Source organism: Microbacterium lacus, from assembly GCF_002812805.1.
In the GTDB taxonomy this organism is placed as follows: domain Bacteria; phylum Actinomycetota; class Actinomycetes; order Actinomycetales; family Microbacteriaceae; genus Microbacterium; species Microbacterium lacus_A.
This window is the reverse complement of record NZ_NMUM01000022.1, coordinates 1-25,493: the sequence shown is the minus strand read 5'-3', so window position 1 is coordinate 25,493 and position 25,493 is coordinate 1. Positions and strand designations below refer to the sequence as shown.

General features: G+C 66.1%; 34 protein-coding genes. 18 read left to right on the top strand and 16 right to left on the bottom strand.

Going from position 1 to position 25,493, the window contains the following annotated elements; all coding sequences use genetic code 11:
• Nucleotides 1-102: 102 nt before the first annotated feature.
• The 3 genes from CGU34_RS06425 (at nucleotide 103) to CGU34_RS06415 (ending at nucleotide 1,834) form a co-directional block, all read left to right on the top strand.
• Entirely contained in the window at nucleotides 103-993 is an 891-nt protein-coding gene (locus CGU34_RS06425) for a LuxR C-terminal-related transcriptional regulator (RefSeq protein ID WP_100813638.1), read from the top strand.
• 73 nt (nucleotides 994-1,066) lie between these two features.
• On the top strand, nucleotides 1,067-1,423 hold the full coding sequence (locus tag CGU34_RS06420; RefSeq protein WP_036295259.1) for a histone-like nucleoid-structuring protein Lsr2: 357 nt from the start codon (nucleotides 1,067-1,069) through the stop codon (nucleotides 1,421-1,423).
• Between the two features lie 126 nt (nucleotides 1,424-1,549).
• Nucleotides 1,550-1,834, top strand: a complete 285-nt coding sequence (locus tag CGU34_RS06415; protein ID WP_036295262.1) for a Fe-S cluster assembly protein HesB — start codon at nucleotides 1,550-1,552, stop codon at nucleotides 1,832-1,834.
• A gap of 67 nt (nucleotides 1,835-1,901) precedes the next feature.
• Here CGU34_RS06415 and CGU34_RS06410 read toward each other — a convergent pair whose 3' ends face one another.
• Both CGU34_RS06410 and CGU34_RS06405 read right to left on the bottom strand, forming a co-directional pair.
• Nucleotides 1,902-2,132: a CDGSH iron-sulfur domain-containing protein gene (locus tag CGU34_RS06410; protein ID WP_036295283.1), complete on the bottom strand. Its 231-nt coding sequence runs from the start codon at nucleotides 2,130-2,132 to the stop codon at nucleotides 1,902-1,904.
• Nucleotides 2,133-2,142: 10 nt separating this feature from the next.
• Nucleotides 2,143-3,192: an iron-containing redox enzyme family protein gene (locus CGU34_RS06405; RefSeq protein ID WP_036295286.1), complete on the bottom strand. Its 1,050-nt coding sequence runs from the start codon at nucleotides 3,190-3,192 to the stop codon at nucleotides 2,143-2,145.
• 213 nt (nucleotides 3,193-3,405) lie between these two features.
• Between CGU34_RS06405 and CGU34_RS17165 the strand changes: the two genes are divergently transcribed.
• The 5 genes from CGU34_RS17165 to CGU34_RS06385 all read left to right on the top strand — a co-directional run bounded on the left by CGU34_RS17165 (nucleotide 3,406) and on the right by CGU34_RS06385 (nucleotide 6,947).
• Nucleotides 3,406-3,567: a hypothetical protein gene (locus CGU34_RS17165; RefSeq protein ID WP_198517703.1), complete on the top strand. Its 162-nt coding sequence runs from the start codon at nucleotides 3,406-3,408 to the stop codon at nucleotides 3,565-3,567.
• A 3-nt stretch (nucleotides 3,568-3,570) separates the two neighbouring features.
• Nucleotides 3,571-3,873: a hypothetical protein gene (locus CGU34_RS06400; RefSeq protein WP_036295265.1), complete on the top strand. Its 303-nt coding sequence runs from the start codon at nucleotides 3,571-3,573 to the stop codon at nucleotides 3,871-3,873.
• Nucleotides 3,874-3,943: 70 nt separating this feature from the next.
• Nucleotides 3,944-4,399, top strand: a complete 456-nt coding sequence (locus CGU34_RS06395; protein WP_036295267.1) for an SRPBCC family protein — start codon at nucleotides 3,944-3,946, stop codon at nucleotides 4,397-4,399.
• 119 nt (nucleotides 4,400-4,518) lie between these two features.
• A complete protein-coding gene (locus CGU34_RS06390) occupies nucleotides 4,519-4,938 on the top strand; it encodes a DoxX family protein (protein WP_036295356.1) in 420 nt (139 codons plus the stop codon).
• 20 nt (nucleotides 4,939-4,958) lie between these two features.
• On the top strand, nucleotides 4,959-6,947 hold the full coding sequence (locus tag CGU34_RS06385; protein WP_100813637.1) for an ABC1 kinase family protein: 1,989 nt from the start codon (nucleotides 4,959-4,961) through the stop codon (nucleotides 6,945-6,947).
• Between the two features lie 53 nt (nucleotides 6,948-7,000).
• Here CGU34_RS06385 and CGU34_RS06380 read toward each other — a convergent pair whose 3' ends face one another.
• Nucleotides 7,001-7,636, bottom strand: a complete 636-nt coding sequence (locus CGU34_RS06380; RefSeq protein WP_232711567.1) for a TetR/AcrR family transcriptional regulator — start codon at nucleotides 7,634-7,636, stop codon at nucleotides 7,001-7,003.
• A 63-nt stretch (nucleotides 7,637-7,699) separates the two neighbouring features.
• On the opposite strand from CGU34_RS06380, the gene CGU34_RS06375 reads away from it, so the two are divergent.
• The 3 genes from CGU34_RS06375 to CGU34_RS06365 all read left to right on the top strand — a co-directional run bounded on the left by CGU34_RS06375 (nucleotide 7,700) and on the right by CGU34_RS06365 (nucleotide 9,455).
• Nucleotides 7,700-8,134, top strand: a complete 435-nt coding sequence (locus tag CGU34_RS06375) for an ester cyclase (RefSeq protein WP_036295300.1) — start codon at nucleotides 7,700-7,702, stop codon at nucleotides 8,132-8,134.
• Between the two features lie 93 nt (nucleotides 8,135-8,227).
• Nucleotides 8,228-8,833, top strand: a complete 606-nt coding sequence (locus CGU34_RS06370; protein ID WP_036295304.1) for a dihydrofolate reductase family protein — start codon at nucleotides 8,228-8,230, stop codon at nucleotides 8,831-8,833.
• Between the two features lie 289 nt (nucleotides 8,834-9,122).
• Nucleotides 9,123-9,455 (top strand): hypothetical protein, encoded by a 333-nt coding sequence (locus tag CGU34_RS06365; RefSeq protein ID WP_051512932.1) that lies wholly within the window; start codon nucleotides 9,123-9,125, stop codon nucleotides 9,453-9,455.
• Here CGU34_RS06365 and CGU34_RS06360 read toward each other — a convergent pair.
• The 7 genes from CGU34_RS06360 to CGU34_RS06335 all read right to left on the bottom strand — a co-directional run bounded on the left by CGU34_RS06360 (nucleotide 9,452) and on the right by CGU34_RS06335 (nucleotide 14,754).
• On the bottom strand, nucleotides 9,452-9,799 hold the full coding sequence (locus CGU34_RS06360; protein WP_036295307.1) for a hypothetical protein: 348 nt from the start codon (nucleotides 9,797-9,799) through the stop codon (nucleotides 9,452-9,454). The two genes, CGU34_RS06365 and CGU34_RS06360, sit on opposite strands and share 4 nt — an antisense overlap.
• Nucleotides 9,800-9,857: 58 nt before the next feature.
• On the bottom strand, nucleotides 9,858-10,229 hold the full coding sequence (locus CGU34_RS06355; protein WP_036295310.1) for a nuclear transport factor 2 family protein: 372 nt from the start codon (nucleotides 10,227-10,229) through the stop codon (nucleotides 9,858-9,860).
• 110 nt (nucleotides 10,230-10,339) lie between these two features.
• Nucleotides 10,340-11,206, bottom strand: coding sequence for an AraC family transcriptional regulator (locus CGU34_RS06350; protein WP_036295313.1), 867 nt, complete (start codon nucleotides 11,204-11,206; stop codon nucleotides 10,340-10,342).
• A gap of 92 nt (nucleotides 11,207-11,298) precedes the next feature.
• Nucleotides 11,299-11,469, bottom strand: a complete 171-nt coding sequence (locus CGU34_RS16915) for a hypothetical protein (protein WP_157811246.1) — start codon at nucleotides 11,467-11,469, stop codon at nucleotides 11,299-11,301.
• A gap of 130 nt (nucleotides 11,470-11,599) precedes the next feature.
• The gene (locus CGU34_RS06345; RefSeq protein ID WP_051512933.1) at nucleotides 11,600-12,406 is read right to left on the bottom strand and encodes an alpha/beta fold hydrolase; all 807 of its coding nucleotides are present in this window, start codon (nucleotides 12,404-12,406) and stop codon (nucleotides 11,600-11,602) included.
• 8 nt (nucleotides 12,407-12,414) lie between these two features.
• On the bottom strand, nucleotides 12,415-12,978 hold the full coding sequence (locus CGU34_RS06340) for a dihydrofolate reductase family protein (protein WP_036295316.1): 564 nt from the start codon (nucleotides 12,976-12,978) through the stop codon (nucleotides 12,415-12,417).
• A 105-nt stretch (nucleotides 12,979-13,083) separates the two neighbouring features.
• Nucleotides 13,084-14,754 carry a serine hydrolase gene (locus CGU34_RS06335; protein ID WP_036295364.1) on the bottom strand — a complete coding sequence of 557 codons (1,671 nt, stop codon included), beginning with the start codon at nucleotides 14,752-14,754 and terminating at the stop codon, nucleotides 13,084-13,086.
• A gap of 177 nt (nucleotides 14,755-14,931) precedes the next feature.
• Between CGU34_RS06335 and CGU34_RS06330 the strand changes: the two genes are divergently transcribed.
• The 4 genes from CGU34_RS06330 to CGU34_RS06315 all read left to right on the top strand — a co-directional run bounded on the left by CGU34_RS06330 (nucleotide 14,932) and on the right by CGU34_RS06315 (nucleotide 18,266).
• Nucleotides 14,932-15,912, top strand: coding sequence for a hypothetical protein (locus CGU34_RS06330; protein WP_036295319.1), 981 nt, complete (start codon nucleotides 14,932-14,934; stop codon nucleotides 15,910-15,912).
• Nucleotides 15,913-16,005: 93 nt separating this feature from the next.
• Nucleotides 16,006-16,446, top strand: a complete 441-nt coding sequence (locus CGU34_RS06325) for a hypothetical protein (protein ID WP_036295322.1) — start codon at nucleotides 16,006-16,008, stop codon at nucleotides 16,444-16,446.
• Nucleotides 16,447-16,574: 128 nt separating this feature from the next.
• Complete coding sequence (locus CGU34_RS06320; protein ID WP_036295324.1) at nucleotides 16,575-17,963, top strand: pyridoxal phosphate-dependent decarboxylase family protein; 1,389 nt, start codon at nucleotides 16,575-16,577, stop codon at nucleotides 17,961-17,963.
• Nucleotides 17,964-17,996: 33 nt separating this feature from the next.
• Entirely contained in the window at nucleotides 17,997-18,266 is a 270-nt protein-coding gene (locus CGU34_RS06315) for a hypothetical protein (protein WP_036295327.1), read from the top strand.
• Nucleotides 18,267-18,383: 117 nt separating this feature from the next.
• On the opposite strand, the gene CGU34_RS16910 is transcribed toward CGU34_RS06315, so the two are convergent.
• Together CGU34_RS16910 and CGU34_RS16905 are read right to left on the bottom strand one after the other, a co-directional pair.
• Nucleotides 18,384-18,752: a type II toxin-antitoxin system death-on-curing family toxin gene (locus CGU34_RS16910; protein ID WP_051512935.1), complete on the bottom strand. Its 369-nt coding sequence runs from the start codon at nucleotides 18,750-18,752 to the stop codon at nucleotides 18,384-18,386.
• Nucleotides 18,749-18,952 (bottom strand): hypothetical protein, encoded by a 204-nt coding sequence (locus tag CGU34_RS16905; RefSeq protein WP_157811245.1) that lies wholly within the window; start codon nucleotides 18,950-18,952, stop codon nucleotides 18,749-18,751. Before CGU34_RS16905 ends, CGU34_RS16910 begins: the two co-directional genes overlap by 4 nt.
• Before the next feature lie 95 nt (nucleotides 18,953-19,047).
• On the opposite strand from CGU34_RS16905, the gene CGU34_RS06305 reads away from it, so the two are divergent.
• Complete coding sequence (locus CGU34_RS06305; RefSeq protein ID WP_036295332.1) at nucleotides 19,048-19,293, top strand: hypothetical protein; 246 nt, start codon at nucleotides 19,048-19,050, stop codon at nucleotides 19,291-19,293.
• A gap of 7 nt (nucleotides 19,294-19,300) precedes the next feature.
• On the opposite strand, the gene CGU34_RS06300 is transcribed toward CGU34_RS06305, so the two are convergent.
• The 4 genes from CGU34_RS06300 to CGU34_RS16900 form a co-directional block, all read right to left on the bottom strand.
• On the bottom strand, nucleotides 19,301-19,606 hold the full coding sequence (locus CGU34_RS06300; protein ID WP_036295334.1) for an NIPSNAP family protein: 306 nt from the start codon (nucleotides 19,604-19,606) through the stop codon (nucleotides 19,301-19,303).
• A 120-nt stretch (nucleotides 19,607-19,726) separates the two neighbouring features.
• On the bottom strand, nucleotides 19,727-20,635 hold the full coding sequence (locus tag CGU34_RS06295) for an oxygenase MpaB family protein (protein WP_036295337.1): 909 nt from the start codon (nucleotides 20,633-20,635) through the stop codon (nucleotides 19,727-19,729).
• A gap of 173 nt (nucleotides 20,636-20,808) precedes the next feature.
• Nucleotides 20,809-21,756, bottom strand: coding sequence for an Ltp family lipoprotein (locus CGU34_RS06290; protein ID WP_051512937.1), 948 nt, complete (start codon nucleotides 21,754-21,756; stop codon nucleotides 20,809-20,811).
• Nucleotides 21,757-21,962: 206 nt separating this feature from the next.
• Entirely contained in the window at nucleotides 21,963-22,121 is a 159-nt protein-coding gene (locus tag CGU34_RS16900) for a hypothetical protein (RefSeq protein ID WP_157811244.1), read from the bottom strand.
• Between the two features lie 369 nt (nucleotides 22,122-22,490).
• Between CGU34_RS16900 and CGU34_RS06285 the strand changes: the two genes are divergently transcribed.
• Nucleotides 22,491-23,888: an Ig-like domain-containing protein gene (locus CGU34_RS06285; RefSeq protein WP_144237962.1), complete on the top strand. Its 1,398-nt coding sequence runs from the start codon at nucleotides 22,491-22,493 to the stop codon at nucleotides 23,886-23,888.
• A gap of 283 nt (nucleotides 23,889-24,171) precedes the next feature.
• Nucleotides 24,172-25,440: an IS256 family transposase gene (locus CGU34_RS06280; RefSeq protein ID WP_100809674.1), complete on the top strand. Its 1,269-nt coding sequence runs from the start codon at nucleotides 24,172-24,174 to the stop codon at nucleotides 25,438-25,440.
• Nucleotides 25,441-25,493: the final 53 nt, after the last annotated feature.

The following is a 25,493-nucleotide window of genomic DNA, read 5'->3' as shown; positions in this document are numbered from 1 at the left end:
ACGGATTGGCCCGATCCCGAGCACTTTTCTTTCGCTCCGGCAGGTGTAGGGTCGACGCTACGAAGGCGGCGAGGATGCCGTCACCCCCGAAAGTAGGTAGTGATGCTTACCCAGGATCGGACTGACTCAGAAGCCTCGGCGCTGACGGGCGCCGTCCGCGAATTGGCGCGCCGGACGCATTTTCCGGTGTCGTTCGGCGGGCTCGTGAGCGACGGCACCGCGCGCATCGGCGCCATCTACGGCAGCCGCACACGTAGCCTCGACGGGCTCAGCGTTCAGGTCATGCGCGGCCTCGGCGGTCGTGCCATGGCCGAGCTGCGTCCGCGCGCGACGCCCGATTACGGCGCGGCACGACACATCACGCATGACTACGACAGGCACATTCTCGGCGAGGGCATCTCGACGCTGCTGGCGGTTCCGGTGATCGTCGGCGGGCGGGTGCGCGGGCTTCTGTACGGGGGCGCGTGGGCATCGACGAACGTCGGCGAAGTGGTCATGAAGCCGGCGTTCCAGGTGGCGGATGCCTTGGCCACCGAATTGCGTGTGCGTGATGAGGTCGAGCGGAGGCTGAGCGCCCTCGATGCCGGCCCGGGTCTGACGGGCGTCCCCGCAGCGTCACCGGCGCAGCATCCGTCGCTGCCCGCGGCCCATCGCGAGGAGTTGCGCGAGAGCTACGCCGAGCTGCGGACCATCGCCTCCACGATCACGGATCCGTCCGTTCGGGCGCGGTTGGAGCAGGTCGAGCAGCGCTTGGCGGTGCTCTCGGGGGATGGCGACGCGCACCATCAGGCGTCCACGGTGACCCTCTCGCCGCGGGAAACGGATGTGCTCGCGTGCGCGGCGATCGGCGCCACAAACGCACAGATTGCGGCGCAACTCTCGCTGCGGGAGGGGACGGTCAAGGCGTATCTGTCGAGCGCGATGTCGAAGCTCGATGCCTCCACCCGTCACGCGGCCGTGACGAAGGCGCGGCGGAGCGGCCTGCTTCCCTGATGCGAGCTTTCCGACCGCGCGAACAACCCACATCATCCCGCTGAAGTCGGGTCGCACGCGCTAAAGTGGCCTGATGGCCCGCAGAATCGTGCATCAGCTCGTCGACGACATCGACGGCACCGTCCTCGACGCCGGAGAGGGTGAGACCGTCCTGTTCTCGCTCGACGGCATCGCGTACGAGATCGACCTCACCGAGGCAAACGCAGGGGCGCTGCGCGACACGCTGCAGCCCTATGTCGCAGCCGCGCGTTCCATCTCTTCCCGCACGTCCGGTTCGCAGACCGCGGGCTCGCGCCCCCGCCGCCGATCGGGTCAGCAGGACTTCGGCGCCATCCGTCAGTGGGCTCGCGACAACGGCCACCAGGTTTCCGACCGGGGCCGCGTTCCCGCGAACGTCATCGAAGCTTTCGAAGCAGCCCAGGAGTCCTGAGCGGCGCACGAGCCCTGAGCGGCGCACAGCCGCAACATGGGAATTTCCTCCGCATGCGCGTGTGAGGTTGCAAGCCGCGCCGATTCTCGGAATCGTGGCCACCTCGACGAACGGAAGGAGAGCAGCATGCTGACACTCACCGAGAACGCGAGTATGGCAGTGAAGTCCATCGTGGAGCAGGTTCCGGATGCCCCGCAGGGCGGCCTCCGCATCCGCGACACGGGATCGGCCGAGACAGGATTCGAGTTGGGCGTATCGCCCCAGCCCGAAACGACAGACGCGGTGGTCGAGGTCGAGGGCGCACGCGTCTTCCTCGATGCCGGCGCGGCTTTGGCGCTCGATGACAAGATCCTCGACGCGCAGATGGAGCAAGACGGATCCGTCCGTTTCGCTCTCGCCGTACAGGGCTGACACATCGCAGCGCTGCACAGGCCCCCGATCTCTTCCGAGAGACGGGGGCCTTTGCGGTTAAGGCATGTCAGTCGTGATCGACCGGGTCCGTGCGGAAGCCGCTGAGTTTGTGCGTGCCGTCGCACCACGGCTTGATGAGCGAGGCCCCGCACCGGCAGAGCGCGACCGTCCGCCGCTGAGGCTCGATGACCAGGCCGTCGGAGTCGACGATCTCGACGTGCCCGCGAACGATCAGCGGGCCGTCCGGGTAGGCCTCGATCGAGGGGGTTCCCCCCGTCGAGCCGTTGCTGTTCGTCATCCGTTCGCCCTCACACATCGCGGAGTGAGCTGCGGCCGCTTTCGAACGCCGCAAGCATTTCATCGCCCACCCAACCGTCCACGGTGAGGCATGCTGCGGCGCCGAACATGATGTCATCGAGCAGTTCAGGCCGATCCTCGGCGAGACCACCCGCGAGATCCCGTCCCGCGATCTGTTCGTGCACCGCGTCGGCTTCGACATGCTCATCGAAGTAGTGGGTGGCCTCGGGGCCGAAGCCGAGGCGGCGGAAGCCATCGCCGTACATGCGGTTCGGGAGCGACGAGGTCATCTCGAACGCCGCGAGATGACCGACGATGGCACCCACCAGGCGCCGATTCAGACCGAACATCGACATCATGTTGAGCGAGGCCAGGGTGACCGCGGGCACGGCGTCCAGATACGCCCCGTAGGTGTCGTCGAGTCCCGCTGCCCGAACGGTGCGCGCGAAGATTCGCGAGTGCATCCGCGACAGGTCGCCGGTGCCGTACTCGTCGGACTGGATCTCGACCAGGGCCGCTTTCGCCGCACCGGTCAGGCGAGGAATCGCCCAGGAGTGCGGGTCTGCCTCACGAAGCGTGTAGACGCTGCGCTGAATCAGAAACTCGCGCAGCTGTTCGCCCGTCGCCTTTTTCGCGATAAATCGCGACAGGCTCGGGCCTGGTGTCGGTGCCGTCAGCGCGAACAGGGCGCGAGCGACAGCATCCCGAGTGGGCGCCGGTGACGCGGGCACTTGAACACGCTCCCGCAGCGTCTCTTCGAAGGCGCGCTCCAGCATGCCGCGCGCGGCGATGAGCATGGGATGCCACTCCCAGCCCGCGTCGATGAAATCGAGGGACCCGTAGTGGCTGGCATAGAGCAAGAACAGTGCGAGCTGGATGTCGTCATCCCGCACGATGTCCGTGCTGATCTCGAGCGCTCGAGCCGCTGCGCCCGCCACATCGCCCGCCTCGGAGAGCGCCGGGTCCTTCCGCAGGATGGCCAGAAGCTGCGCGCTCAGCGGCCCACGAGGATAGAAGGACGCGGTTTCGACAGAGCGATCGGGGACGACAGTGGTGTTCACCCCACCATCGTCCCTCTCCTCGCGGATGCGTTCGCGGGGGTTGACAACCGTGATCGGACGGAGGTCGACAGAGCTGTCGCCCAGCGCGAGGCCGACAGGTGCAATGCGTGAACGGAGTGTGGTTGTCAAGCCCCCGACATGCGATTCGAGCCGCGCCTAGGGTTGCACCACTCCGTCCTCACGGGCGGTGCGATCGACACGAGGAGGAACGCCATGAGCGGAAACACCGGCGATACGCACAACACCCACGGCACGCCCGACCAGGGCGACACGGGCGCGCACGACGAGGCCGACACGGCTTCGGGCGGTTCACCCGAGCAGCCCGACACGACAGACGATCAGGGTCGTCCGGTGGACAACCCCTCGGGAGGATAAGCCGTGAACGCAGACGACAAGACCCGCTTCGCAGCGGGCGAGAACGACGAAGGCCCACCCCCGCCGCGGTCGACAGATCTTCCCGACTCCGGTCTCTCGGAAGATGATGCGGTCGAGAAGGACCGCTCCTACAGCCCGGCGAGTGAAACCGAGACCGAGCGCAAGCAGGACGATCCGCTGCCCGACACCATCGATGACGACATCGACGAGGACGACATTCGCGTCGTTCCGGGTACGGGCGGACCGGATGACGTCGGTGATGTCGACGTCGACCCGGCCGATCTGAACATGCCTGGCCGCTCGTAACCACCGCGGTCCGCGAGCGGACCTTCGCACCACGCACGACTACGAACCAAACTTCGAAGGAGTAACACCCATGAGCCAGATCATCGAGACAATCGACGTCGACGTTCCTGTCCGCACCGCCTACAACCAGTGGACGCAGTTCGAGTCGTTCCCGCACTTCCTGGACGAGGTCGAGTCGATCACGCAGAAGGACGACACCCACACGCGCTGGAAGGTCAAGGTCGGCGGTGTCGAGCGCGAGTTCGATGCCGAGATCACCGAGCAGCACCCGGACGAGCGCGTCGCGTGGAAGAGCACGGGCGGCGACACCCACCACGCCGGCGTCGTGACGTTCCACAAGCTGAGCGACAACGAGACGCGCGTCACCGTGCAGATCGATTGGGAGCCCGAGGGCCTGCTCGAGAAGGCCGGCTCGCTGATCGGTGTCGGCAAGCACGCCGTCAAGAAGGACCTCGACAACTTCAAGAAGTTCATCGAGTCCCAGGGCACCGAGACCGGTGCGTGGCGAGGCGACGTCGAGGCTTGACCCCGAGGGGAGGCTCGGCTTCCCCCTCTGAATCGTAGCGAACGGCGGGTGCGGATGTCTCGCACCCGCCATTCGCTACGAGCGAGCCAGCTGCGGGACCCGTCGGCTACGCTCGCGACATGGGCATCACCCGCACGATCGCGCGGCGGCTGCTCGGCACCGCACTCACGTTCGCCGGTATCGGTCACCTGACGTTCGCGCGCGAATCGTTCGTGGCGCAGGTGCCACAATGGCTCCCACTCCCGGTCGACTTCGTGGTCGTTGCATCCGGAATTGTCGAAATCGTGTTGGGCCTGTCGTTGATCCTGCTGGCGCGGCATCGCGTGCTGATCGGATGGATCGTCGCGGCTTTCTTCGTCGCTGTCTTCCCCGGCAACATCGAGCAGTTCGTCCGCGGCACGGACGCCTTCGGGCTCAACAGCGACGTGGCTCGAGGCATCCGTCTGCTCTTCCAGCCCCTCCTCGTGGTGTGGGCGCTCTGGTCGACCGGGGCGTGGCGAGCTTGGCGGGCGCGCCGTGTCCGCACCACCCCGAGCTGACACGCTGACAGAATCGGCTCATGCCGAGCTGGCTCATCTTCACCATCGTCATCGTCGTCCTCGCTCTCGCCGCGGCCTGGATCGTCCGTCGACTGCTCGACGTCGAGGTCGGATGGTTGCGCACGTTCATCACGTCCCTCGTGGTTTTCCTCCTTGCGTCCCCGGTCGCCATCTGGACGCTGAACGAGGCGGATGTCTACGCCGACGGACGATTCATCGCTTCCGCAGGAGTGGCGATCGCATTCGTCGCGCTCACCGTCGGATGGATGTTCGCCGCGGTCGTCATCGCCGTGCTGACCCTCGAGTTCCTCTGGCCCTCGCACCGCATGCGCAATCCGATCAGCGTGGTGCGCGATGCCATCCGTCGCCGCGACCGGGCGCGGCGCTACGCGCAGATCGTGGCGATCGGCTCCCGCAACGGGCTCACGTTCTACGAAAGCCGTCGTCGTGGCGACGGCGAGCTTCCCACCGCGCTGGTGTCGGCGATGAACGAGGCCGGTGTGACGTTCGTCAAGCTCGGCCAGGTGCTCTCCTCTCGTGAGGATGTCCTCCCACCCGCGCTCATCGACGCCCTCTCGACCCTCCAGATGGACTCGTCGCCGATCCCGTGGGCTGAGGCGCAGGCGGCGATCATCGAGGAGCTGGGCGTGCCGATCGAGCAGGTGTTCGCCGAGATCGATCCGGAACCGCTCGCCGCGGCATCCGTCGCCCAGGTCCATGCTGCGCGTCTGATCAGCGGCGAAGAGGTCGTCGTCAAGATCCAGCGGCCGCGAGCGCGAGCGCAGGTGACGACGGACCTCGACATCCTCGATCGGTTGGCGTCGGATGCCGAGGCTCGCACCGACTGGGCCAAGGATTACGGGCTGCACCCGCTGGTCACCGAGTTCGCTCGTGGGCTGCGCGAAGAGCTCGACTACCGCACCGAGGTCGCGAACGGCGAGATGCTCCGCGCGGCGATCGCGGGTAACCCCCGTTCGCATCTGCGGATCCCCCAGATGTTCCGCGACCACTGCACCGACCGGATGATCGTGCAAGAGCGTGTGGGCGGCACCCCGTTCAGCCGACTTCAGCCCGGCGAGCTGCCTCACGACCTGGCCGTCGAGATCGCGGATGACCTCGTCGATGCCGTCGTCGATCAGATCGTCGTACGCGGGATCTTCCACGCCGACCTGCACCCTGGCAACCTCATCTTGGACGAGGACCGCGACGCCGACGGTTCGAGCACGATCACCCTCATCGACTTCGGGTCGGTGGGCATCGTCGAGAGCAGCATGCGGCGTCTGCTGGTGCCGTTGCTCATCGGCATGGCGAACGAAGACGATGTCGCGGTGACGGATGCCGCCCTGCTGATGTGCGGGCGACCATCCGGTGATTTCGACACCGTGGCTCTGCAGCGCGATATCGGGGTGATCCTCACTCGTCTGCATAATGCCCTTTCCAACGACAATGCGCGCGCCGACGAGAATATCTTCCGTCTTCTGCTCGACGTGCTGAGACGCAACCGGATGGCTCTGCCGCCATCCCTTCTTCTCGTCTTCCGCACGCTCGCCTCACTCGAGAGCACCTTGCGCAAGCTCGTTCCGGACTACGACATGGTCGGTAGAGCGCTGCACATTGCGCCGCGGTTGGCTCAGTCGCTCCTCTCCCCGACGAAAGCACTGCTGAGCGCACAGACGTGGTCGTCTTTGCTCATCGAGCAATCCCGCCGGCTGCCGCGCCGCATCGAGAACCTCACCCAGTCCCTGGACGACGGCACTCTGTCGGTGCGACTTCGCACGTTCGAAACGCCCGACGAGCGTTCCTGGATCGATGGTCTGCTCGGGCGGGTGACGATGACTCTCATCGGCATCGCCCTCGTGATCTCGGGCATCATCCTGAGTGTCGACGACGGCGGGCCCATGCTGACCGGCGACGTTCCGGCATTCGCCTTCCTCGGCAGCATCATGGCCCTCGGCGGACTGTTGTTGTTGCTCCGGAGCCTGCGCACGGCGCTCAAGCGTCGACGGTGATCGCGCACCTGCAACCGATTGTTGCCGGACGAACAGCAACGCGAGAGACTCGGTCAGCGCTCGGAGGCGAACAGTTGGGCAACAAGCGTGTCGGCAAGCCAACGCTCGAATCGTTCCGCCGACCACCCGGAGTCCATGACGAGTTCACCGTAGACCCCAGCCGCCGCGTAGGCACGGAAGATCGCCTGCGCGTCGGCGAGCGACATCGATAGATCCTTCTCGACCGAGGCAATCAGCGCGTCCATGACACGGTTGCGACCGCGCAGCTTCGCGCGAAGAACCTCGCGCGTCTCCGCATCCTCATCTATGGCGGAATCCAATATGCGCACCACGTCGAAGTCCGTCGCATAGAGGGTGGTCAACCAGCGGGCGGCGCCGCGCAGCCGCTGGAGGGGGTCCGGGTCGGCGAGGATCTCTCGGGCGAGGGATCGGGCACCTGCACGCTCGAGCCAGATTTCGCAAATCAGATTCAGAATCTCGCGCTTGGCGCCGAAGGCGGCATACACAGTCCTGTTGCCCACGCCGGCGCTGTGTGCGATCGCGCTCATGCTCGTCGCCGCGTAGCCGTCCCGTGCGAACAGTCGTTGGGCAGCCTCGGCGATGCGCACCCGTGTCGATTCCGCTTGCGACTGCCGGTACGACAGCGCGGGGGTCTTGACGCTCGAGTCCACGAGGTCCAGACTAACCACTGCGTTAACTGCACACTAACTGCACTCACTGCACTACCAATGCATCTGACGAGAGGATCGTTCATGAGTGATGAGAGGGCCAGCTCGCCGGCGGTGCGCGTTCTCGAGCGAATGTTGCACGAGGGGTTTGCCGGTGGCAACCAGGACATCGTCGACGAGTTGTGCGCGCCAGAGATGATCGAGCATCAGTTCGGGCTCGCCGGCACAGGCGACGAGGCGATTGCGAAAATCAAGCAGGGCATCGCCGATGTGCACCGCGGCATGCCTGATCTGACTTTCACGATCGAGGACTGGGCCGAACAAGACGACATCGTCTGGATCCGCGCCGAGGGAGCCGCAACGAATACGGGACCGTTCTTCGGTCCGCCTACCGGAAAGTCGGTGCACTTCACCGTTATCGACGTTGCCCGAGTACGGGACGGGCGCATCGTCGAGCATTGGGGCGTACCCGACCGGTTCGCGATCCTGATGCGTCTCGGTCGGCTGACCGTGCCGTGATCGCCCTCGGGGACGCATGGGGTCCTGTCGCCAGCTCCCCCTCTCGGGTAGATTCCGGTCAGCGCGATCACGATCGACCTCGAAAGGTCCCGGATGCCTGACACCACCTGCCACGTCTCGATCTCACTCGACGGCTTCATTGCGGGTCCCGAGCAGAGTCTCGAGAACCCGCTCGGGATTGGCGGGCTACGTCTGCACGGTTGGCACATCGGCGACCCGCGCGCCAACGACGCCGACGCCACTGCGAGCGCGTGGCTCGGGCGGCCGCGCCGCGCGTACGTCATGGGCCGCAATATGTTCGGGCCGATTCGCGGTGAATGGGACGAGGAGTGGCGCGGATGGTGGGGGGCGGAGCCGCCGTACCACGCACCGGTTTTCGTGCTCACACATCACCCGCGAGAGTCGATCGAGATGGAGGGCGGGACGACCTTCCACTTCGTCACGGACGGCTTCGACGCCGCCTACGCTCGTGCTCGCGAGATTGCGGGCGACGAAGGAATTCACATAGCCGGCGGTGCATCCACCGTCCGGCAGGCGCTCGCGGCCGGTGTTGTCGACGAGCTCACGCTCGATATCGCCCCCGTGCTGCTCGGCTCCGGCGAGCGTATCTTCGACGGCCCGGAGGAGTTCCCGTTCGAGCCCGTAGATGTCTTGCACTCGCCCCTCGCGACACACGTTCGTTACGTGCGCGTGGGCTGATTCAGCTCGTCAGGCACCGAAGCCGGTCAACGTCCCGCGGGCGTCGAACCGCGCGCTGGGAGCCCACGCGATCTCCCACCGATTTCCCTCGGGGTCTGCGATGTATCCGGATCGACCGCCCACTCCCGCGACGCCGGAACCGCGATCGGGGCAGCGCCGGCCTCGATCGCCGCAGCGTACGCGGTATCGACGCCACCAGTGGCGCCGTCCCGTTTGGGTTGCATAGCGCGCGTCTTGCGTCCAGACAAGACCCCCGACGAAGAATCTGGCGGCGCGTATAAATGCACGTATGAAGGTGATCAGCTACGCCGGGGGCGACTACTTGACGGGCGATGACATCGCCATTGCATTGCTGGAGCTGAGCCGGGGTCTCGCGAATGCGGAGGCATCGCAGACGGTCGAGATTCCGATCCTCCAAAACGACGGGTCCCGAGGAACCGCGACATTCTTGGTCGGTCCCGCGAGCCAGATCGTCGCCGTAGACACGCAAAGCGAGTTTGACGAGCTGATCGACGAAGACGCGGTCGCACATCTGAAGCAGGTCCAGACCGCTCTGAATTCGGTCGCGCGAACCCAGTCGGAACGCGAGCCGACGGGCTGGGCAGACGCCGACGACATCTAACCGAGGAGCGCGGAGCGCGAGCGGGCGTCGCGCGACGCATCCGCAACGGATTCCTGTTCGTGCTCGCCGCACGAGCGCGCCACCTCGTGCATGGCGTCGCGCAGAGTCTCGAAGCAACTCACGGGGCGACGCTCCCGCACCCAGACGACGTCAACACGGTGGTCACGATGCTCGACGTAGGCGATAACCCGTCGGGCATCATTGTCCGACAGGTCCGGATCCCGGGCGACCCAGGCGCCGTGACCGACCCACACGAGTTCGGGTGTGCGCACCTCGTCACCGGGGTGTTCCGCAAACATCTTCGCCTCCCTCGCCGCATCCGCCGCGTTGCGGATCCGACGCATCCACCGTGAACCACGTCAGCGGATTCGGCGCGGGGCTTGACGCCGGGCGAGGTAATGGCTAGTCGGGAGAGGACGCGGTGAACGGCTTGCCGGGCCAGTACGCCCATTCGACGAACCGTTCGACGCGGCCGTCTTCGGCGAAGTCGAGCTCCCACAGGTCCGCGTACTCCTGCTCGGGTTCCGAATAGAAAACGTTCACCCGGACGACCGCGTGAGACCCGTCGGCGGTGATGGATTCGACAGCCATGGTGAAGGGCCGAGGATCGTTCCACTCGGCGGCGATGGCGTCGTGACCGATCCGAGGTACCTCGTACGGCGAATCGAGGTACTGCGCTTGCTCGGTGAATAGACGCGCAACGGCCGCGCTGTTCTGCTCCCGCCAGGCGCGCTCGTACCGGTCCACCCAGCGGCGCACGCCTTTCGTATTCATCGGCCCATCCTTCGTCCGCTTTGTCCCGCGAGCGTAAGAGCGTCTCCCTGAGCGGTCAACCCCCTTCCGGGCACCCGATCACCGACCGACAGGCACCGGACGCCTCGAGTTCATTCGCGCTCGACGGGCAGCCACAACTCGCACGTTGCGGTGCTGAAGTCATCGGTGCGCTCGAGCACGGCGACGATCGACGGGCCGGGCCGCAGCCTCCAGGGATTGGAGGGGAACCAGTCGGTTGCGGTCGCCGCCCACGTCTCCTGCAGTACTTCGGGGTACGCGCCTGTCGTTCGGAACACCGCCCAAGCTCCGGCCGGAACGTCGATGGTGTCGAGATCCGAGGGCACAGCCGTGGCGTCCGTGACGGCGACGCCGTGCAGGTAGGTCAGGTCCGTCCCCTCCGTGTAGTCCGGATCGACGTCGGCGCTCACCTGGAGCAATCCCGCGGGTTCGGTGTCGCTCAGTGCCTTGAGTCGAGCGTGCGCCTCCGGCGGCAGCGAGGCGATGTGCGCCTGGATGTGCGAGTTGATGCCCTCGTGAATCAGCGGCACACGAGCGGAGTGGCCGATGAGGCGGAAGTTGGGCCGGTCGGCAATGCGAGTGTCCATCGTGGAGTTCCCTTCTACGGTCAGGCGGAACCTGAGTTGCGGTTGACTGCGCAGGGGGCCGCCATTGCGACGCGCGTCACCCGGACCCACACCGTGCACGGCACGGAACGCCCGGCCGAATGCCTCGTTCGACCCGTACCCGTAGCGCACCGCGATGCCCAACAGATCGCCGTCACCGAGCACGTCCGCTGCGGCCACCGACATGCGGCGACGCCGGACGTACTCCGACAGCGGCATGCCCGCCAACGACGAGAACATCCGTCGCAGGTGGTACTCCGTCGTGCCGAGGCGAGTGGCCAACGAGGCGACATCCATCTCGTCATCGAGGTGTTGCTCGATGTACTCGACGACGCGATTGAGAACGGCGATCATGGCTTCCCCCTTACGACGTCCAGCCTGCTCGCCCCGCGGCATCCGCACCCGATCGTTCGAGACCGATTGGGTCGGGTCTGACCAGCGTTCGCCTACTCAGGCTGAAGCGAGTGATCTTCAACGTCCGGACGCGCCCGCAGAACGTCGGCGGCTTCTTCCTCGGGGCGGGGTGGGATGTTCTCGTCTTCTTCGAGTTCGGGAACGGATGGCTCACCCGGCGCCGGGATGTGATGTGGTGCGTCATGCGGAGTGTTCTCGGGCACGCTGGTCCTTCCGTTTGCGGTCATCTCAGCGTATGTCGGCGGCTCGCCGTGGCCGAGGTGGCGGTGCGCTGGGGGACGAAGGCGACTGAGCCCCTCGCGATCCTGGTGCCGGACAGAACCTGCGCTCGACTCACTCCGGCTGGCGCGAGCGAGCTCCCGCGTCATCCGACGCCCGCAGAACGATACGAGCCGTGGCCGCAGGATCGAGCCTGTGCATGACTGATTCGGGTACGACCACCAGCTCCGCGTCATCCATCTCCTCGGCGAGACGATCAGCGGCGGTGATGAGAATCGGGAATGTCTGCGCACCGCGCAGGATCGTGACCGGCTGCGACACCGACAGCATCTCGGGCGTCGGGGTGGAGAGCTCCGCCGCGAGGCGCGCGTCGTAGACCGTTGACTGCGCGATCGCGACGAGTCCCGCGAACATCTCGCTCTGCCGGATCGACTCGACCCGCTCGCGTGGCAAACCCACGCCCTCGAGCTGGAAAGTCACGACGGCCTCGTCACTCTGTCCCGCATCGACGAGCCGCTGAAGACGGTCCGCGAGCGGGGGTTTGGGATCGCCGATGTCGAAGTGAAACGGGGGTTCGGAGAGGAAGAGCGCCCGGATCGAGGCCCCACGCGAGGCTGCGAACAGGGCGAGGATGGCCCCGGACGAGTGCCCGACGACGATCGCGTTGCCGCCGATGGCCTCGATCACCGCGGTGATGTCGTCCGCTTCGTCCGCGGGAGTCGACCCGCGTTTGTCGCCGCTCGAACCTCGCCCCCGCCGGTCGACCGTGACCGCCCGGAAGCCGACCCCGATGAGCGCCGCGGCGAGCGCTCCACCGTCGGCCGCCGTCGAGAACGCACCACCGACGATGACGACGGGCAGCCCCTCGCCGAACTGCTCGAAAGCGATGACCGTACCGTCGGCGGATGTTGTCGTCTCCATGCGGTCACTCAACCACGAACCGGTCGATATCGCACTGCGACCGCACCCGAGCGGAACTCGTAGCGGTCGACGAGCTCGAGTTGGATTCTCTCGCGCAGACCGGCGAGCAACGTCGGCCCGTGTCCGGCGAGGACGGGCTGCACGAGGAACAGATACTCGTCGATCAGCCCTTGATCGGCCAACGCCAGCGGTAGCGTCACGCCCCCCACGAACAGTCCCTCGCCGGGCTGCTGTTTGAGCCGCCCAACCGCTTCCACGAGATCACCCTGCAGGAGCTCGGCATTCCAGTCGACCCCACTCAGCGTGCTCGACACCACGTGCTTCTTCGCCCGGTCGATGGTTTCGGCGAACGGGACTTCCCACTCTTGCATCCAGTCGGGCCACCCGCCCGCGGTCGGCCGCCGCCACGCGGCCTCCATCATCTCGTAGGTCACCCGGCCGAAGAGGAGCGCATCCGCTCGTTCCATCTCCGCGACCCAGTACCGCATCGACTCCTCGTCGGGAGCAACCCCCGCCTCGTGGTGGACGCAGCCGTCGAGCGTGACGTTGATCGCGTAGCGCAGTGGTCTCATCTCGTTGCACTCCCTCGATACAAGCAAGCACGGCGCATCGCACCGGATGAACCCAACCTATTCCCGGTCGCCAGGAACGAACCCCGACCCCGCGTCCGCGGCGCGTCAGCCGGCGCGGGTGAAGACGCCGAGCCCGTTCGGCTCCTGGTGCTCACCCGGGAACTTGTTGAAGTACGTCAGGGTGACCCCGGCGATCTGACCGCCCTCGCGGACGAAGACCGCCGACGAGAGCGACCCGGGCAGCGCGTTCTCACCGGTCGGCACGAACGACAGGGTGTCGCCGTCCCAGGGATCGATCTCGAACGTGTAGCCACCCTCGGGCCCGAGCGCACCGGTGAGGGTGCCGTTGTCGTCCGTCACGATGAAGTTGCCGAAGTAGGGGCTCGTGTACGTCCCGACGTAGTCGGCGGCGGGCCCCGCGGCCGCAGCACCCGTGGGCGGGTTCTCGCCGACGAGGTCGCCCGCCGGGTCGGCGAAGCCTGCGAACCGCTCGGGCCACAGCTCGAGCCAGGGTCGCGTCTCTTCGCCGAACTCGACGAGGTCGACGAACTCCGAGGCGATCGCCTCGGGTACTCCCGACGGCGCTCCGTTCGTGAGCACCACGATCCCGATGTTCAGGTCGGGGATCATCGTGGCGTTCGTGGCGGTGCCCCACCCGAATGCGCCGGAGTGGTTGATGTTGACGCGGCCGGTCACCGTGGAGCCGACGTTCATACCGAAGGCGTAGTGCGAGGTGCGCGACGTCAGGTTCCGCGCGTCGCCCCCGGTGATCGAGTGAGCCGAATAGGTGTTCGCGAGCACCAGCGGGTCGATGAACTCGGCACCGTCGACCTCTCCATTGGCCAGCACCATATTCATCCACTTCGCGATGTCGCCGACAGTGGATGCGACACCGCCGGCAGGCGCCTCGGCATCAGCATCGCGGTCGAACAGCTGCTCGTACTGACCGTCGCCAGTGCGCGCGTGCATCGCTGCGCGGTCATCCGCGGCGAGGTATTCGTCGTGGAGAGTGGTGGTCGAGGTCATGCCGAGCGGCTCGAAGAGCAGTTCCTGCGCGGTCTCGGCCCACGTCTGACCGCGCGACGCCGCGACCGCCTCACCGCCCACGGTCAGCCCGAAGTTGGAGTATTGGTACGTGTCTCGGAACGATGCCAGAGGGATCTGATCCATGTGGGCCATGATGTAGTCGACATCGAAGCCGATGTCTTCGAGGTCGTCGCCGGCACCGGTCGGAATTCCGGTGCGGTGCGAGAAGTAGTCCGCGATCTTGCCATGCTCCGTCACATACGGATCGTTCAGGGCGAAGTCGGGCAGGTATTCGACGACAGGATCTTCCCACGACAGTTCGTCGTCTTCGGTGATCGCCTTGGCCACGATGCTCGACGACAGGGGCTTCGACAACGACGCGATCGGGAACACTGTGTCGACGTCCACGGGCTCGTTTGTCGTCATGTCCCGCACGCCGTATCCCTCTTCGAACACGACCTCGCCATTCGAGACGACGGCGACTGCGGCGCCGGGCACGCCCGTCTGCTCGAGCGCCTTCTCGATGAACGTGGGGAGCACATCGACGGCTGCGGACACCGCCGTGTCGCGATCCGTGTAGAGCTCGACGACGTCCTGGTTGGGTGCGTCGCCGAGGGCGACGGCCAGCGCGCTCCCTGACGACTTTTCGTCGTTCGAATCGAACGTGCACGCCGTGATTCCCAGCGCGAGTGATGCCACCGTCGAGACGGCGAAGGCGCGGATGACGCCCTTACGTGTGCTGCTGCTCATGCCGTTCATGTGGCTGCTCCCGTCGAGTGTGGTGGCGGACCCATGGCTCCCTACGTCCACTTACGAAGCCATGGGCCCCGATCCCCCTCTGTCAGTGTGGGTGGACGGAACCGGACAAGACAACCTCCGCTTGCGGCCACGACCGCAAGAGGACGTCCGGATGCGGTCATATGCGGCATGATGGTGTCCACCCGCGCTCCGGAGGTGGACTTGGACGACAAGACCCTGCTCGAACTCATCTATCGCAGTCGCCCCGGGACGGTGGCGGAACTCGCCTCCACCGCGCACGCGGACGAGACCGAAGCCGCCGAGGCCGTCGCGCGTATCGCACAGTCAGGTGCGATCTCCGTGCGCGGGCATTCCATCTCCTACCCGACGCCCGCGAAGTGGACGGCAGACGTCGTCGAACGCGAGGTGCGCGAGATGCGGCGGACGGCGGATGCGTCGGCCACGCGGATCGAGTCACTCCTTGCCGACCTTCCGGGCCTGTTGCGGCACTGGGCGGTGGGCGAGGCATCCGGTGACGTCGTTCCCGTCTTCGTACGGCACGGCCCGCGGGCGGCCGAAGACCTCTGGTACGACATCGCGCAGCAGAACAGCGACACTGCGTGGTCGGTGCTTCCCGATCTCGGGCGCTTCTTGCAGACCGATTCCGCGCGCGCCAGCCGCTTTGCCGAGGTGTTCGCTGGCAAACGATCGGTGCGCTCACTCGTCCCGCGTTCGATGGCCGATGACCCCCGCCTCGTGGCGATCGCCGAGCGCTACGCGGCGGTCGGCGTGGAGTTTCGCTTGCTCGATGACCTTCCCAGCTGGTTCTGGATCGATGGCGATGTACTCGCGTTGCCGATCGAGTGGGGCGAGGGGTGGCCGTCGAGCGTCGTCGGGGTGCGGAGCGCGTCTCTCGCCGAGCTGGGGCGCAGCCTTTTTCTCGAGCTCTGGCGCCGCGCCGAGCCGGTTGGAGGCTTGCAGGAGCCGTGGGCACCGCTTCTTTCGCTGATGAAGCAGGGCGTCACTCTCGACGCGGCGTCTCGCCGACTTGGTATCAATCCGCGCACGGGTCGACGACGCATCGCGGCGGCAATGGAGCAGTACGGCGTCTCGACACTATTCGCCTTAGGTGTCGCGTGGGCCGCGGACGGGGAGCCCACGGCGCGTTGAGCGACCGATCAAGATTCGAGAAGCGCTGGCGGATGGCACGTCCTAGCGTGATCATGGGCGCAGGGCTAGACCCGAGATCGAACAGGAGCAAGCATGGCTGAGAAGACTGCCGGGCTGTCGAACGATGAGCGAGAAGCCGTCAAACAGCGCGCTGCCGAACTGCGCGCGCAAGAGAAGGCGGGCAAGTCCCGCGCCGCAGGCGAGAAAGCGGTTCGCGAAGCCATCGCGGCGATGCCCGACGACGACCGGGTTCTCGCCGAGGGAATCGACCGCATCGTGTCCGATGTCGCCCCACACCTCATGCCGAAGACCTGGTACGGCTTTCCCGCGTATGCCGACGATGCGGGAAAGATCGTGGTGTTCTTCAAAGCCGCCTCGAAGTTCACCACACGCTACGCGACACTCGGGTTCGAAGAAGCGGCGCAGCTCGACGATGGTGACCTGTGGGTCACCTCGTTCGCCATCATCTCGCTGACGCCCGAGACGGAGCGGACGATCGCGCAGCACATCCGCAAGGCGGCGGGCCGCGAGTAGAAAACCACCAGCGAGGTTCCGATGTCGCCGCGCGACGCGCGGGTCGGCGCGGCAAACGTGCTCATCTTCCAGACAGGATGACCCGAACGGGCCTTACCGTCGCCAGCCCGCAGCGTCAGGCTTCGGGTATGAGTGACTTCGAGTATCAGGCGGCCCTGGATCGTGCCCACGCGCATTCTCTCGAGTGGATCGGTTCGCTCGGCACGAGAGCGATCACGCCACGGGCGGGGATGGCCGAGATGGAGTCCCGACTCGGTGTGCTTCCCGACGGCCCGACCGACGCGGCCGACGTGATCGACGAACTCGCACGAGCGATCGAACCGGGTCTGGCGGCGCACGGCTCCGGCCGGTTCTTCGGGTTTGTCATCGGCGGAGCACACCCCGTCGCGATCGCGGCCGACTGGCTCGTGTCTTCCTGGGATCAGAATGCCGGGATGCTCTCCCCCACGCCCGGCGTCAGTGCGACCGAGCGGATCGCGGGTCGTTGGCTGCTCGACCTACTCGGATTGCCCGATGACGCAACCGTGGCCTTCGTCACCGGCGCGACGACAGCAAACCTGACCGGGATCATGGTCGGCCGCAGTGTCCTGCTCCGTCGCGCGGAGTGGGACGAAGACCGTGGACTCGCGGATGGTCCGCGCATCCGAGTCCTCGCGGGCGCAGAAGTGCACACATCGGCTCTGCAAGCTGTCCGCTACGCCGGCCTGCCCCGGCCGGAACTCGTCTCCGTCGACGATCAGGGACGGATGCTGCCCGCAGCGCTCGAGTCTGCACTCGAAGCTCACACCGACCAACCGACGATCGTGCTCCTGCAGGCGGGAAACATCCATTCGGGCGACAGCGATCCCTTCGATGCGCTCATCCCCGCGGCCCGCCGCCACGGCGCCTGGGTCCACGTGGACGGGGCGTTCGGGCTCTGGGGCGCTGCCTCGCCGGCGCTGCGTCACCTGACGCGGGGCGTCGAGCTCGCCGACTCCTGGGCGACGGATGCTCACAAGACCCTCAATGTTCCCCATGACAGCGGGGTGGTGATCGTGCGAGATCGAGCAGCTCACCGGGCCGCCATGTCGATGCATGCGCCGTATCTCGCCCACTTCGATGACGGCGGAGGAAACCCCTACGAATATGTGCCCGAGATGTCCCGCCGCGCGCGTGGCGTTCCGGTGTGGGCGACGCTGCGAGCCCTCGGACGCTCGGGCGTTGCCGACCTCGTCGACCGTTTGACCCTACGAGCACGGCAGCTTGCCGAGGGGATCGCCGCGATCCCGGGTGCGCGCATCCTCAATGACGTCGTCTTCACCCAGGTGGCGATCGCATTCGAAGACGACGAGCGAACACGAGCGGTGACTGACGCGATCCTCGCAGACGGCGAGGTGTGGATGTCGGGATCCGAGTGGCATGGCAGAGCGGTGCTGCGGCTCTCGGTGTCGAACTGGCAGACGAGCGAGCGGGACGTGAGCCGTGCCATCGAGGCGGTGCGTCGCGCGACTGTTGTGGTTGGCGCAGCACGCAATTGATCGAGAGCGTTACGGATGCCGGATAATCGACCCATGTCTTCTTCCGCACAGCGCCTGACCAATCGAACCGCCTGGGCCGCCTTCTGGGTCGCGCTGGCCGGGCTCGTCCTCATGCCGATCCCGCTGTTCATCGGACTGATCCTCGGTGGTGGCCTCTCGATCATCGCGGCGATCCTCGGCGTGATCGCGCTGCTCAAGGGCCTTGCGCGGAGCGGCAAGGGCATCGCGCCCGTCGTGTTCGCGGCGATCTTCATCGCACTCACGTGGGGCGGCATCTCGATCGGCGGCGGCACGATCTGGTAGGTCGGCGGTTCCGGCGAAGTCCGTCTGCACCGTCGAGGTCATGCCCCCTCGCAGAGTAGGAATCAGCGCGTCCATCTGGCTGCGTTAGTGATGGGCGGAACCGGAGGGCTGTCTCTCCTAGAGCCGCGTTGAGTGGGCCTCGATCCAACCCACTGCTTCGTCAAGCTTGATCTGGTTGCCAGCGACCGCGCGAATGAACGCGTCCCCTTCACGAACCGAATCGGCGGCAAGGTGCTCCCCGTTAAGAGCCAGGAACGCCTTGGCGACGATCCACGACAGCCGCTTGTTGCCGTCCGCCAGAGGGTGGTCGCGGTTGATCGCGATCATGAGCGCCGCAGCCTTGCTCTGGACGCTCGCGTAAACCTCTTCGCCGAACACGGGCAGCGGCGCGGCGAGCGCCGAGAGCAACAGATTCCTGTCGCGCAGGTGGAAGCCCATCGACGCAATGAGGTCCTCGACATCGACCGGCTCGAGGTAGTCCGTCACTGAGAAAGAGCGTCCAGGAGAGCAGCGTCCTCGTCCCGAATCCGCTGGAAGATCGCCCTCGTCCGCGCGCTCTTGTCCGCGCGAGCGGCACGCTCCTCTATCGCGAGCTTGACGATCTCGGTCTTGGTGCGCCGCTCCTGTGCGGCGAGCGCCTCGAGGAGTTCTTCGTGTGCGGCGTCGAGTCGCAAGTTCATTGCCATGCGGGCCTCCGAGTTCGACAGTTGTTAATTCAAGGTACCAGCAGGTACCTGTCAGTCGGCGCGAGTCGCCGGATGGCGCCTCGTAGGCTTGGACCATGGGCCCAAAGGTGCGCGGGTGGTTGGTTGGCGGGAGTGCGCTCGTCGCACTCGCGGGGGCGATAGTCGCCGTCGTTTACTTCTTTCAGCCCTGGCGCAGTTGCGAGTACGAAGATACGTCGGCCGGATGCGCAATGCTCCCCCTCGATGCAACCGTCATGGGCGCGGCAATGGTCGTTACTCTCGTTGCAGTTGGTGTGCTCGTCTTCGCGCTCCTCGCCAAGGGGCGTTCTGCTGCCCGGTGAACAACCGCTATGAGAACACCGGGGAGAGGAACCGACGTTCGTAGCGAAGGATGCAGCCGGTCGTGCGGGCGAGCTCGAAGGCCGCCTGACAGTCCGGATCAGTCTTCGAGGCGCTTCGGTAGATTTCGTACTCTGCCAGCGACGGAAACGTGAACAGTGCGAATGCCTCGTCACTGTCGCCTTCGCTGGGCATGAAGTACCCGTGGTGATTGCCACCGAGCTTGTTCACGAGTCTGATCCACGCACGGCCGTACTCGGTGAAGTCGTCGACCTTGTGGGGATCGATCTCGTAGCGAAGATGCACAGTGATCATCGAGCTTCCTTTACGTTCGGGCGTACGAAGAGTCTCGCTGACGTGCGCACCGTGTAGTTAAGGCGCCGACGTTTAGTGACCGAGGCGCGGCTCCCGTTGATCCGACAGCGGGGGCGAAGCTCAACCCGCGGGATGGCCTCCGGCCTGTTCGAGCACGAGGCGGCGGTGCCGTTCTCGAGCGAAATCCTGCGCGCGAGGACCCGAGCCGAGAGCGCGTTGCGAAACCGCGAGCACGAGGCGCGTCGCCGTCACGACGGGCAGGAGCGTGCGACGCACACCGAGCAGCTGTCGGTATGGGCGCGGCAGGCTCGCGACAGCGGCGGCGAACAGCACGCGATAGGCAACTCGCATCGAGCCGGTGAAGGGCACGCCACGCAAGAACCGCACCACCTCGTCGACGCGCTCGTCGCGGCGGAGCTCTCCGCCGACGAGGAATCCGCGCATCCTCTCGCGCAGATCGGCCTCGGTTTCGGGCGGATTCTGCAGACGCATGAGACGCCCGGCGGTCGCCCACTCGCGCACATACTCGTCGGCACCTCCGGGAATCGGCCCGCCCCAACGTTCGTGCGCGCCCAAGAAAGCCTCGGTGAACGCGAGATGCACCCATTCCACGAGACGGGCGTCCGACGCCGAATAGGCATGAGTGCCGGCATCCGTCACGTAGGTCCCCGCGACTCGCTGATGCATCCGGCCGACTCGCGCCGTCTCTTGCTGCGCCTGCGCCGTCGAGCCGTACGTGACGCAGATGATCCAGCGCACGGTGCCGGTCAGGCGCCCGATCGGATCCTCGCGGTAGCGCGAGAAGTCGTGCACGCCGGCCATCGCGCCGGGATGAAGGGCTTGGATGAGCAGCGCCCGGATGCCGGCGACGAAGGTCGCGGTTCCCGCGTGGACCGTCCAGACCGCGCCCCCGTCGGGGAAGTACCCGTCGTCATCGCCGTCGGCGATCTCACGCACCCACCGCGGCGTGCCGTTTGGATCGCCCGCGAGCGCGGTGAGCAGCCGCGCGCGAAGTGCGGGACGTTTCATCGTTCCAGCGTGCCACGCCGGCCGGACGCCGGGGCGGCGGAGCACTGGTCCGAGCGAGCAAGAGACGTTTGACCATCCCGGTCATAGAAGCAGTTCGACCGGCGGGATCCGCCACAAGTGGCCTGCCGGGGTGACTCGACAGGCCACTTGTATGAGGCCTGGTGCGATCCCCGTCAGTACCCGACGGCGGCGAGGCCGGCGTTCGCCTGGTCTGGCGTGAAACCGGCCCCGTAGGAGCTGGTCAACTGGTCGTACAGCCCGTCGCGGCTGAAAGACATCGCGTCTAGGTACGACTGCGCGGCCTCGGCGGCCTCAGCGTTCCAATCCACCTTCCCCGCCTGCTCCAGTGTGGCGACCGCGAACTCGGCATCCTCCGGGGCAAAACCGGAACCGTACTCACTGGTGAGCTGCTCGATGAGCCCGGCGCGGCTGAACGGCATGAAGTCGAGATACTGCTCAGCGCCGTCAAGCGCATTCTCTTGCCCGAGGGTCAGCTTCGGCTTTTCTTGAAGAGTCAGCCGAACGGTGGATCCTTCTTCGGCCTGGGCACCGGCGGCGATGTCCTGAGCGGTCACGGGCATCGTGACGTCGCCACCGCCGACATCAATCTGAAACCCCAACGCTGATAGCGCGGCCTGCGCATCCGAACCGCTCATGCCAACGACGTTTGGGACGTCAACCATGACGGCTTCGACTACTACCTCGGTTTCGGCCTCCGGCGTTTGCGCTGCGAGAGGCTGGTCAGCGACGATGTCGTCCCGGCCACCGCCCAGTGCGCTCCCGATGCCAGACACCACAATGAGGCCACCGACGATCGCGACGGGGATGATTATGCCCTTGCGTTTGTACCAGGGGCGTTTCGTTACGGGCCCCGCCGTCGCGGGCGTGACCGACGGAGAGGGAGGTGCGACGTAGGCGGTCGTGACAGCCTCGGCGACGGGCGCGGGGTAGGCGGCGGTCGCCGCAGTCGCGGCGGCAACCTCCGGCGGAAGTGGCGTCTGGACCGGGCGGACGTGTTCGGTCCAGGCCGTGCCGTCGTACCAGCGCTCACTACCTGGCGCATTTACGTCGGCGTACCAACCCGCCGCATATGTCGGACGGCCATCATCGGGATTAGTCATGGAAGTTCCCCTTCGCTGCATCGCTGAGGGCAGATCCTCCCCCGGTCATACGCGCCTAACCGTTTCCCCCGGTGAGTGGTGACCGACTCCTCTATGAGCCGGACCGCTGCTCCCCCCCGGCGCGTCAGCTCACCATAGCGAATAGATGGATCACGCCGTCAATAACGGGTGATCCAGCAACCGTTTGCCCGTCAAGAGTCCGGCGCTTACGGCTTGCCGCGATCGATCCAGCGAGTGTGTGATCGCAGCGCATGGGAGACGGCGAGACGGATCACCAAATACGCGACGAGGAGCGACAAGATCGTGACAAGTGCCCACAAGGCGACGTTGAAGACGATAAGCCAGAGGGCAGTGTCGGTAGTCATGATCGCAAAGGTATCGAAGCCGCGAGTCGAAGTCGGTCCGCAGACCTCGCTGTCGGGCTAGCCCACAGGATGCGTGAAGTCATCGGAGGCGGCATGAAGGTCGAGGCCGCCTTCCATAGCGCGCAGCTCGAGGGGCTGCGCATCCCGCACGAAACGCGTTGACGCTTCCACAGCTTCACGCGTGCCGTCGCCCCATCAAGTAGGTCGCGGCTGCGCACTCCGCGTCGAGGAGTGAAGGTCTCCTGAAGCCTCGAAGACGATGCCGTGAACAGCCCCGTGCAGCGGCGTTTCCGCGCAGCACCCTGCCTACGTTCGGTGTGGGGCCAATGGCTCCGCTCGATACACCGGATACGAAAATGGGGATGACACATGCGTACTGCACGAACTCTAGGATGGTCCGCGGCAGCGGGCTTGGTCGTGGCGATGGTGGCGACACCGCTGGCGGCCGTGGCCGAAGAGCCGACCGATGGTGCGACCGGCGACCTGACGGTCACGCGATTCGATGACCGTTACGCCGACGGGCTGTTCGACACGTCCAAGGTGGCGCCGGGCGGCGACACCGATCGTCTCAACACGAGCCACGCCGCGCAGCTGATCGACGTGAACGGCACTCGGCACTACCTCAGCGCAGACTCGGACGGCCTGTACCGCTTCACCGACATTCCCGTCGGTCCCGCAAAGCTCTACCTCGGTTTCCCGAACAACCCTCCCGGTGAGGTCCTCTTCGATGCGACGGGCGCGACCAGCGCCGCCGACATCGAGCGCCTGCCCGTCGCCGAGTACTTCGGGCCCCAGGGTCTGCTCGAGGTCACGATCGATGAGGACGGCGAAGAGCGTCTCGTCGGCATGAGCGCGCTCCGTCTCGTGGCGAACGTCGTCTACGCCGACGGCACTCCCGCAGCCGGCGTCGGCGTCGAGCTCGGTTCGGCCCAGGACTGGTACCCGGCCACCGAGTACGACTTCGCGGGCGGAGCCGGCACCTACGAGGCGTTCCAGCCCAGCGGCTACATCCGCCACCTTCCCGGCGATCTCGGGGTGCGGGTCACTGCACCGGCCGGTTACCGTGTGTCGGCGGTCACAGCGTCGAACCACGGCGAGCCCGACATCACGGTGACCGAGCGCGATGGCGCCTACTGGTTCTCATCCACTGAGGCGTGGAACTACTTCTGGAACCCGGCCTTCACCGTCACGCTCGAAGAACTGCCCGACACCGTGCGCCCCCAGGTCGCGCTGATCTCGCCCACGACGGCGGGTCCGTTCCAGGCACTCTCGGTCCAGGTCGATGCCACCGACAACAAGGGCCTTCAGCGCATCGTCGCGAACATCTACAAGGACGGCAAGCTCGTCAAGAGCACGCATTCCGCGCAGAACGGCGCCGCGAGCGGTACGCACACCGCCACGGTGACGCTGCCCGACGGCGCCTACACCGTGAAGTACAACGCGCAGGACCTCGCAGGCAATATCTCGCAGACCAGCACGTTCGCGTTCACGATCGACGCCACGGCACCGAAGGCGACCATCAAGGATGGCGCCGCCTACTCCGTCGCGAACGGTGCGGGCTACGACCTGATCAGCTTCAAACTGAGCGACGTAGGCAAGATCGACAAGGTCACGCTCAACGGCAAGGTCAAGGACCTCACGAACAACGCGTGGTCGGACGTCAACTTCATCAAGCCGGGCACCTTCGGTGGCGTGAAGGGCGAGAACACCCTCGTCGTCTACGACGTCGCCGGCAACACCTCGACGTACACGTTCATCCTGAACTGACGTTCCCGGCGCCGCGCGCCACACTGCGCCTCCTCGTCACCAAGGCGGGGAGGCGCAGTGTGCTTTGGAGCGCGAATGACGGACGGCTCGACCTAGAGCAATCCCCGGTCAGGCGGAAAAATGCCGACAGACCCCCTGGAGGGACTCGAACACAATTGAGCATAATGGGGTGCGTCTCGTAGCTTGGTGTCAATTCCTGCGGGGTTCTCGTCGTCGTTGACGTAGGAGGGCCATCGTGGGATGACCAGTTGTTTCCGCCAAGAAGCAAAGAAGAGATCCCACGATGACCCAGAATCAGTCTGCCTTGACGACCCTGATCGCAGAAGTCCTCGCCGATCCTGACCTCGCCCATTCCGACGTGTTCCGTCGGATGCTGCAGGCGGGGCTGCAGGACCTTGTTGACGCGGAAGCGACCGCGAAGATCGGCGCGGCCCGTTACGAACGCACGGCGGAGCGCACCACGCGTCGCAACGGTGCTCGCGCGAAGACGCTCGCCACGCCCGCGGGGGAGGTCGACATTCAGATTCCGAAGCTGCGGGAGGGGTCGTTCTTCCCGAGCCTGCTCAGCCCACGCCGCCGTGTCGACAAGGCGCTCTACGCGGTGATCTGCCAGGCCTGGATCGACGGAGTCTCCACCCGCAAGGTCGACCAGCTCGTCCGCGCGCTGGGCAACGACACCGGCATCAGCCGGTCCACCGTCTCCCGCATCTGCTCCGAGATCGATGAGGTGGTGCACGAGTTTCTGCACCGCCGGCTCGATCACACCTGGTTCCCGTACCTGTTCCTGGACGCCACCTACCTCGACGTGCGCCACCGTGGCCGGGTTCTCTCCCAAGCCCTCATCGTCGCGACCGGGGTCAGCGGCGACGGCCGTCGGGAGATCCTCGGGATGGCTCTCGGCGACGCGGAGACGACGGACTTCTGGACCGAGTTCCTCCGCTCCCTCCGCGACCGCGGTCTGAAAGTCTCCACCGACACAGACCCGCTCGGCGTGACCCTCGTCACGTCCGACGCTCACGCCGGCATCAAAGCCGCCGTCAAAGCGATCCTCCCCGGATCGGGCTGGCAGAGATGCCGCGTCCACTTCGCTCGTAACGTCACCCAGAAGCTCGGATCGGCACGCTCCAAGCCCGTCAACGCGCTGATCTCGACGATCTTCGCGCAGACCACCCCCGAGGCCGTGATCGCCCAGTATCACCAGGTCTCCACGTCCCTCCGCGGGTCGTTCCCGGAGATCGCAGACATGCTCAATGCTGCCGAAGCAGACCTCACCGGATTCGCGCCGCTCCCGCGTGAGCATTGGCAGAAGGTCTGGTCCAACAACCCGATCGAGCGCCTCAACCGTGAGATCAAACGCCGCGCCGACGTCGTGCAGATCTTCCCCGACCGCGACTCCGTCACCCGCCTCATCGGCGCCGTCCTGCAGGAGCAGCACGAGGAATGGCAATACGGTGAACGCCGCTACCTCTCCGACATCTCCATGCGCAAACTCGTCCACACACTCCAAGACCACGCCGAGCCTGAGCGCCCCGACCTGTTCCTCACCGCCTGACCCTCACCCATCAAGGAAGCAGCCGGATTGACACCACAACACGGGACTTGACC

Bases quoted from the DNA above. Each gene is read 5' to 3' on its own strand.
- CGU34_RS06325 (WP_036295322.1), top strand. From the start codon at position 16,006: ATGGCTGAGAAGACTGCCGGGCTGTCGAACGATGAGCGAGAAGCCGTC.
- CGU34_RS06340 (WP_036295316.1), bottom strand. From the start codon at position 12,978: ATGAGACCACTGCGCTACGCGATCAACGTCACGCTCGACGGCTGCGTC.
- CGU34_RS06295 (WP_036295337.1), bottom strand. From the start codon at position 20,635: ATGAAACGTCCCGCACTTCGCGCGCGGCTGCTCACCGCGCTCGCGGGC.
- CGU34_RS06365 (WP_051512932.1), top strand. From the start codon at position 9,123: ATGAAGGTGATCAGCTACGCCGGGGGCGACTACTTGACGGGCGATGAC.
- CGU34_RS06290 (WP_051512937.1), bottom strand. From the start codon at position 21,756: ATGACTAATCCCGATGATGGCCGTCCGACATATGCGGCGGGTTGGTAC.
- CGU34_RS06280 (WP_100809674.1), top strand. From the start codon at position 24,172: ATGACCCAGAATCAGTCTGCCTTGACGACCCTGATCGCAGAAGTCCTC.
- CGU34_RS16905 (WP_157811245.1), bottom strand. From the start codon at position 18,952: ATGGCAATGAACTTGCGACTCGACGCCGCACACGAAGAACTCCTCGAG.
- CGU34_RS06390 (WP_036295356.1), top strand. From the start codon at position 4,519: ATGGGCATCACCCGCACGATCGCGCGGCGGCTGCTCGGCACCGCACTC.
- CGU34_RS06375 (WP_036295300.1), top strand. From the start codon at position 7,700: ATGAGTGATGAGAGGGCCAGCTCGCCGGCGGTGCGCGTTCTCGAGCGA.
- CGU34_RS06395 (WP_036295267.1), top strand. From the start codon at position 3,944: ATGAGCCAGATCATCGAGACAATCGACGTCGACGTTCCTGTCCGCACC.
- CGU34_RS06330 (WP_036295319.1), top strand. From the start codon at position 14,932: ATGATGGTGTCCACCCGCGCTCCGGAGGTGGACTTGGACGACAAGACC.
- CGU34_RS06315 (WP_036295327.1), top strand. From the start codon at position 17,997: ATGTCTTCTTCCGCACAGCGCCTGACCAATCGAACCGCCTGGGCCGCC.
- CGU34_RS06425 (WP_100813638.1), top strand. From the start codon at position 103: ATGCTTACCCAGGATCGGACTGACTCAGAAGCCTCGGCGCTGACGGGC.
- CGU34_RS06350 (WP_036295313.1), bottom strand. From the start codon at position 11,206: ATGATCGCCGTTCTCAATCGCGTCGTCGAGTACATCGAGCAACACCTC.
- CGU34_RS06305 (WP_036295332.1), top strand. From the start codon at position 19,048: ATGGGCCCAAAGGTGCGCGGGTGGTTGGTTGGCGGGAGTGCGCTCGTC.
- CGU34_RS06335 (WP_036295364.1), bottom strand. From the start codon at position 14,754: ATGAGCAGCAGCACACGTAAGGGCGTCATCCGCGCCTTCGCCGTCTCG.
- CGU34_RS06420 (WP_036295259.1), top strand. From the start codon at position 1,067: ATGGCCCGCAGAATCGTGCATCAGCTCGTCGACGACATCGACGGCACC.
- CGU34_RS06360 (WP_036295307.1), bottom strand. From the start codon at position 9,799: ATGCGTCGGATCCGCAACGCGGCGGATGCGGCGAGGGAGGCGAAGATG.
- CGU34_RS06385 (WP_100813637.1), top strand. From the start codon at position 4,959: ATGCCGAGCTGGCTCATCTTCACCATCGTCATCGTCGTCCTCGCTCTC.
- CGU34_RS06415 (WP_036295262.1), top strand. From the start codon at position 1,550: ATGCTGACACTCACCGAGAACGCGAGTATGGCAGTGAAGTCCATCGTG.
- CGU34_RS16900 (WP_157811244.1), bottom strand. From the start codon at position 22,121: ATGACTACCGACACTGCCCTCTGGCTTATCGTCTTCAACGTCGCCTTG.
- CGU34_RS06320 (WP_036295324.1), top strand. From the start codon at position 16,575: ATGAGTGACTTCGAGTATCAGGCGGCCCTGGATCGTGCCCACGCGCAT.
- CGU34_RS06345 (WP_051512933.1), bottom strand. From the start codon at position 12,406: ATGGAGACGACAACATCCGCCGACGGTACGGTCATCGCTTTCGAGCAG.
- CGU34_RS17165 (WP_198517703.1), top strand. From the start codon at position 3,406: ATGAGCGGAAACACCGGCGATACGCACAACACCCACGGCACGCCCGAC.
- CGU34_RS06300 (WP_036295334.1), bottom strand. From the start codon at position 19,606: ATGATCACTGTGCATCTTCGCTACGAGATCGATCCCCACAAGGTCGAC.
- CGU34_RS06285 (WP_144237962.1), top strand. From the start codon at position 22,491: ATGCGTACTGCACGAACTCTAGGATGGTCCGCGGCAGCGGGCTTGGTC.
- CGU34_RS06410 (WP_036295283.1), bottom strand. From the start codon at position 2,132: ATGACGAACAGCAACGGCTCGACGGGGGGAACCCCCTCGATCGAGGCC.
- CGU34_RS06355 (WP_036295310.1), bottom strand. From the start codon at position 10,229: ATGAATACGAAAGGCGTGCGCCGCTGGGTGGACCGGTACGAGCGCGCC.
- CGU34_RS06370 (WP_036295304.1), top strand. From the start codon at position 8,228: ATGCCTGACACCACCTGCCACGTCTCGATCTCACTCGACGGCTTCATT.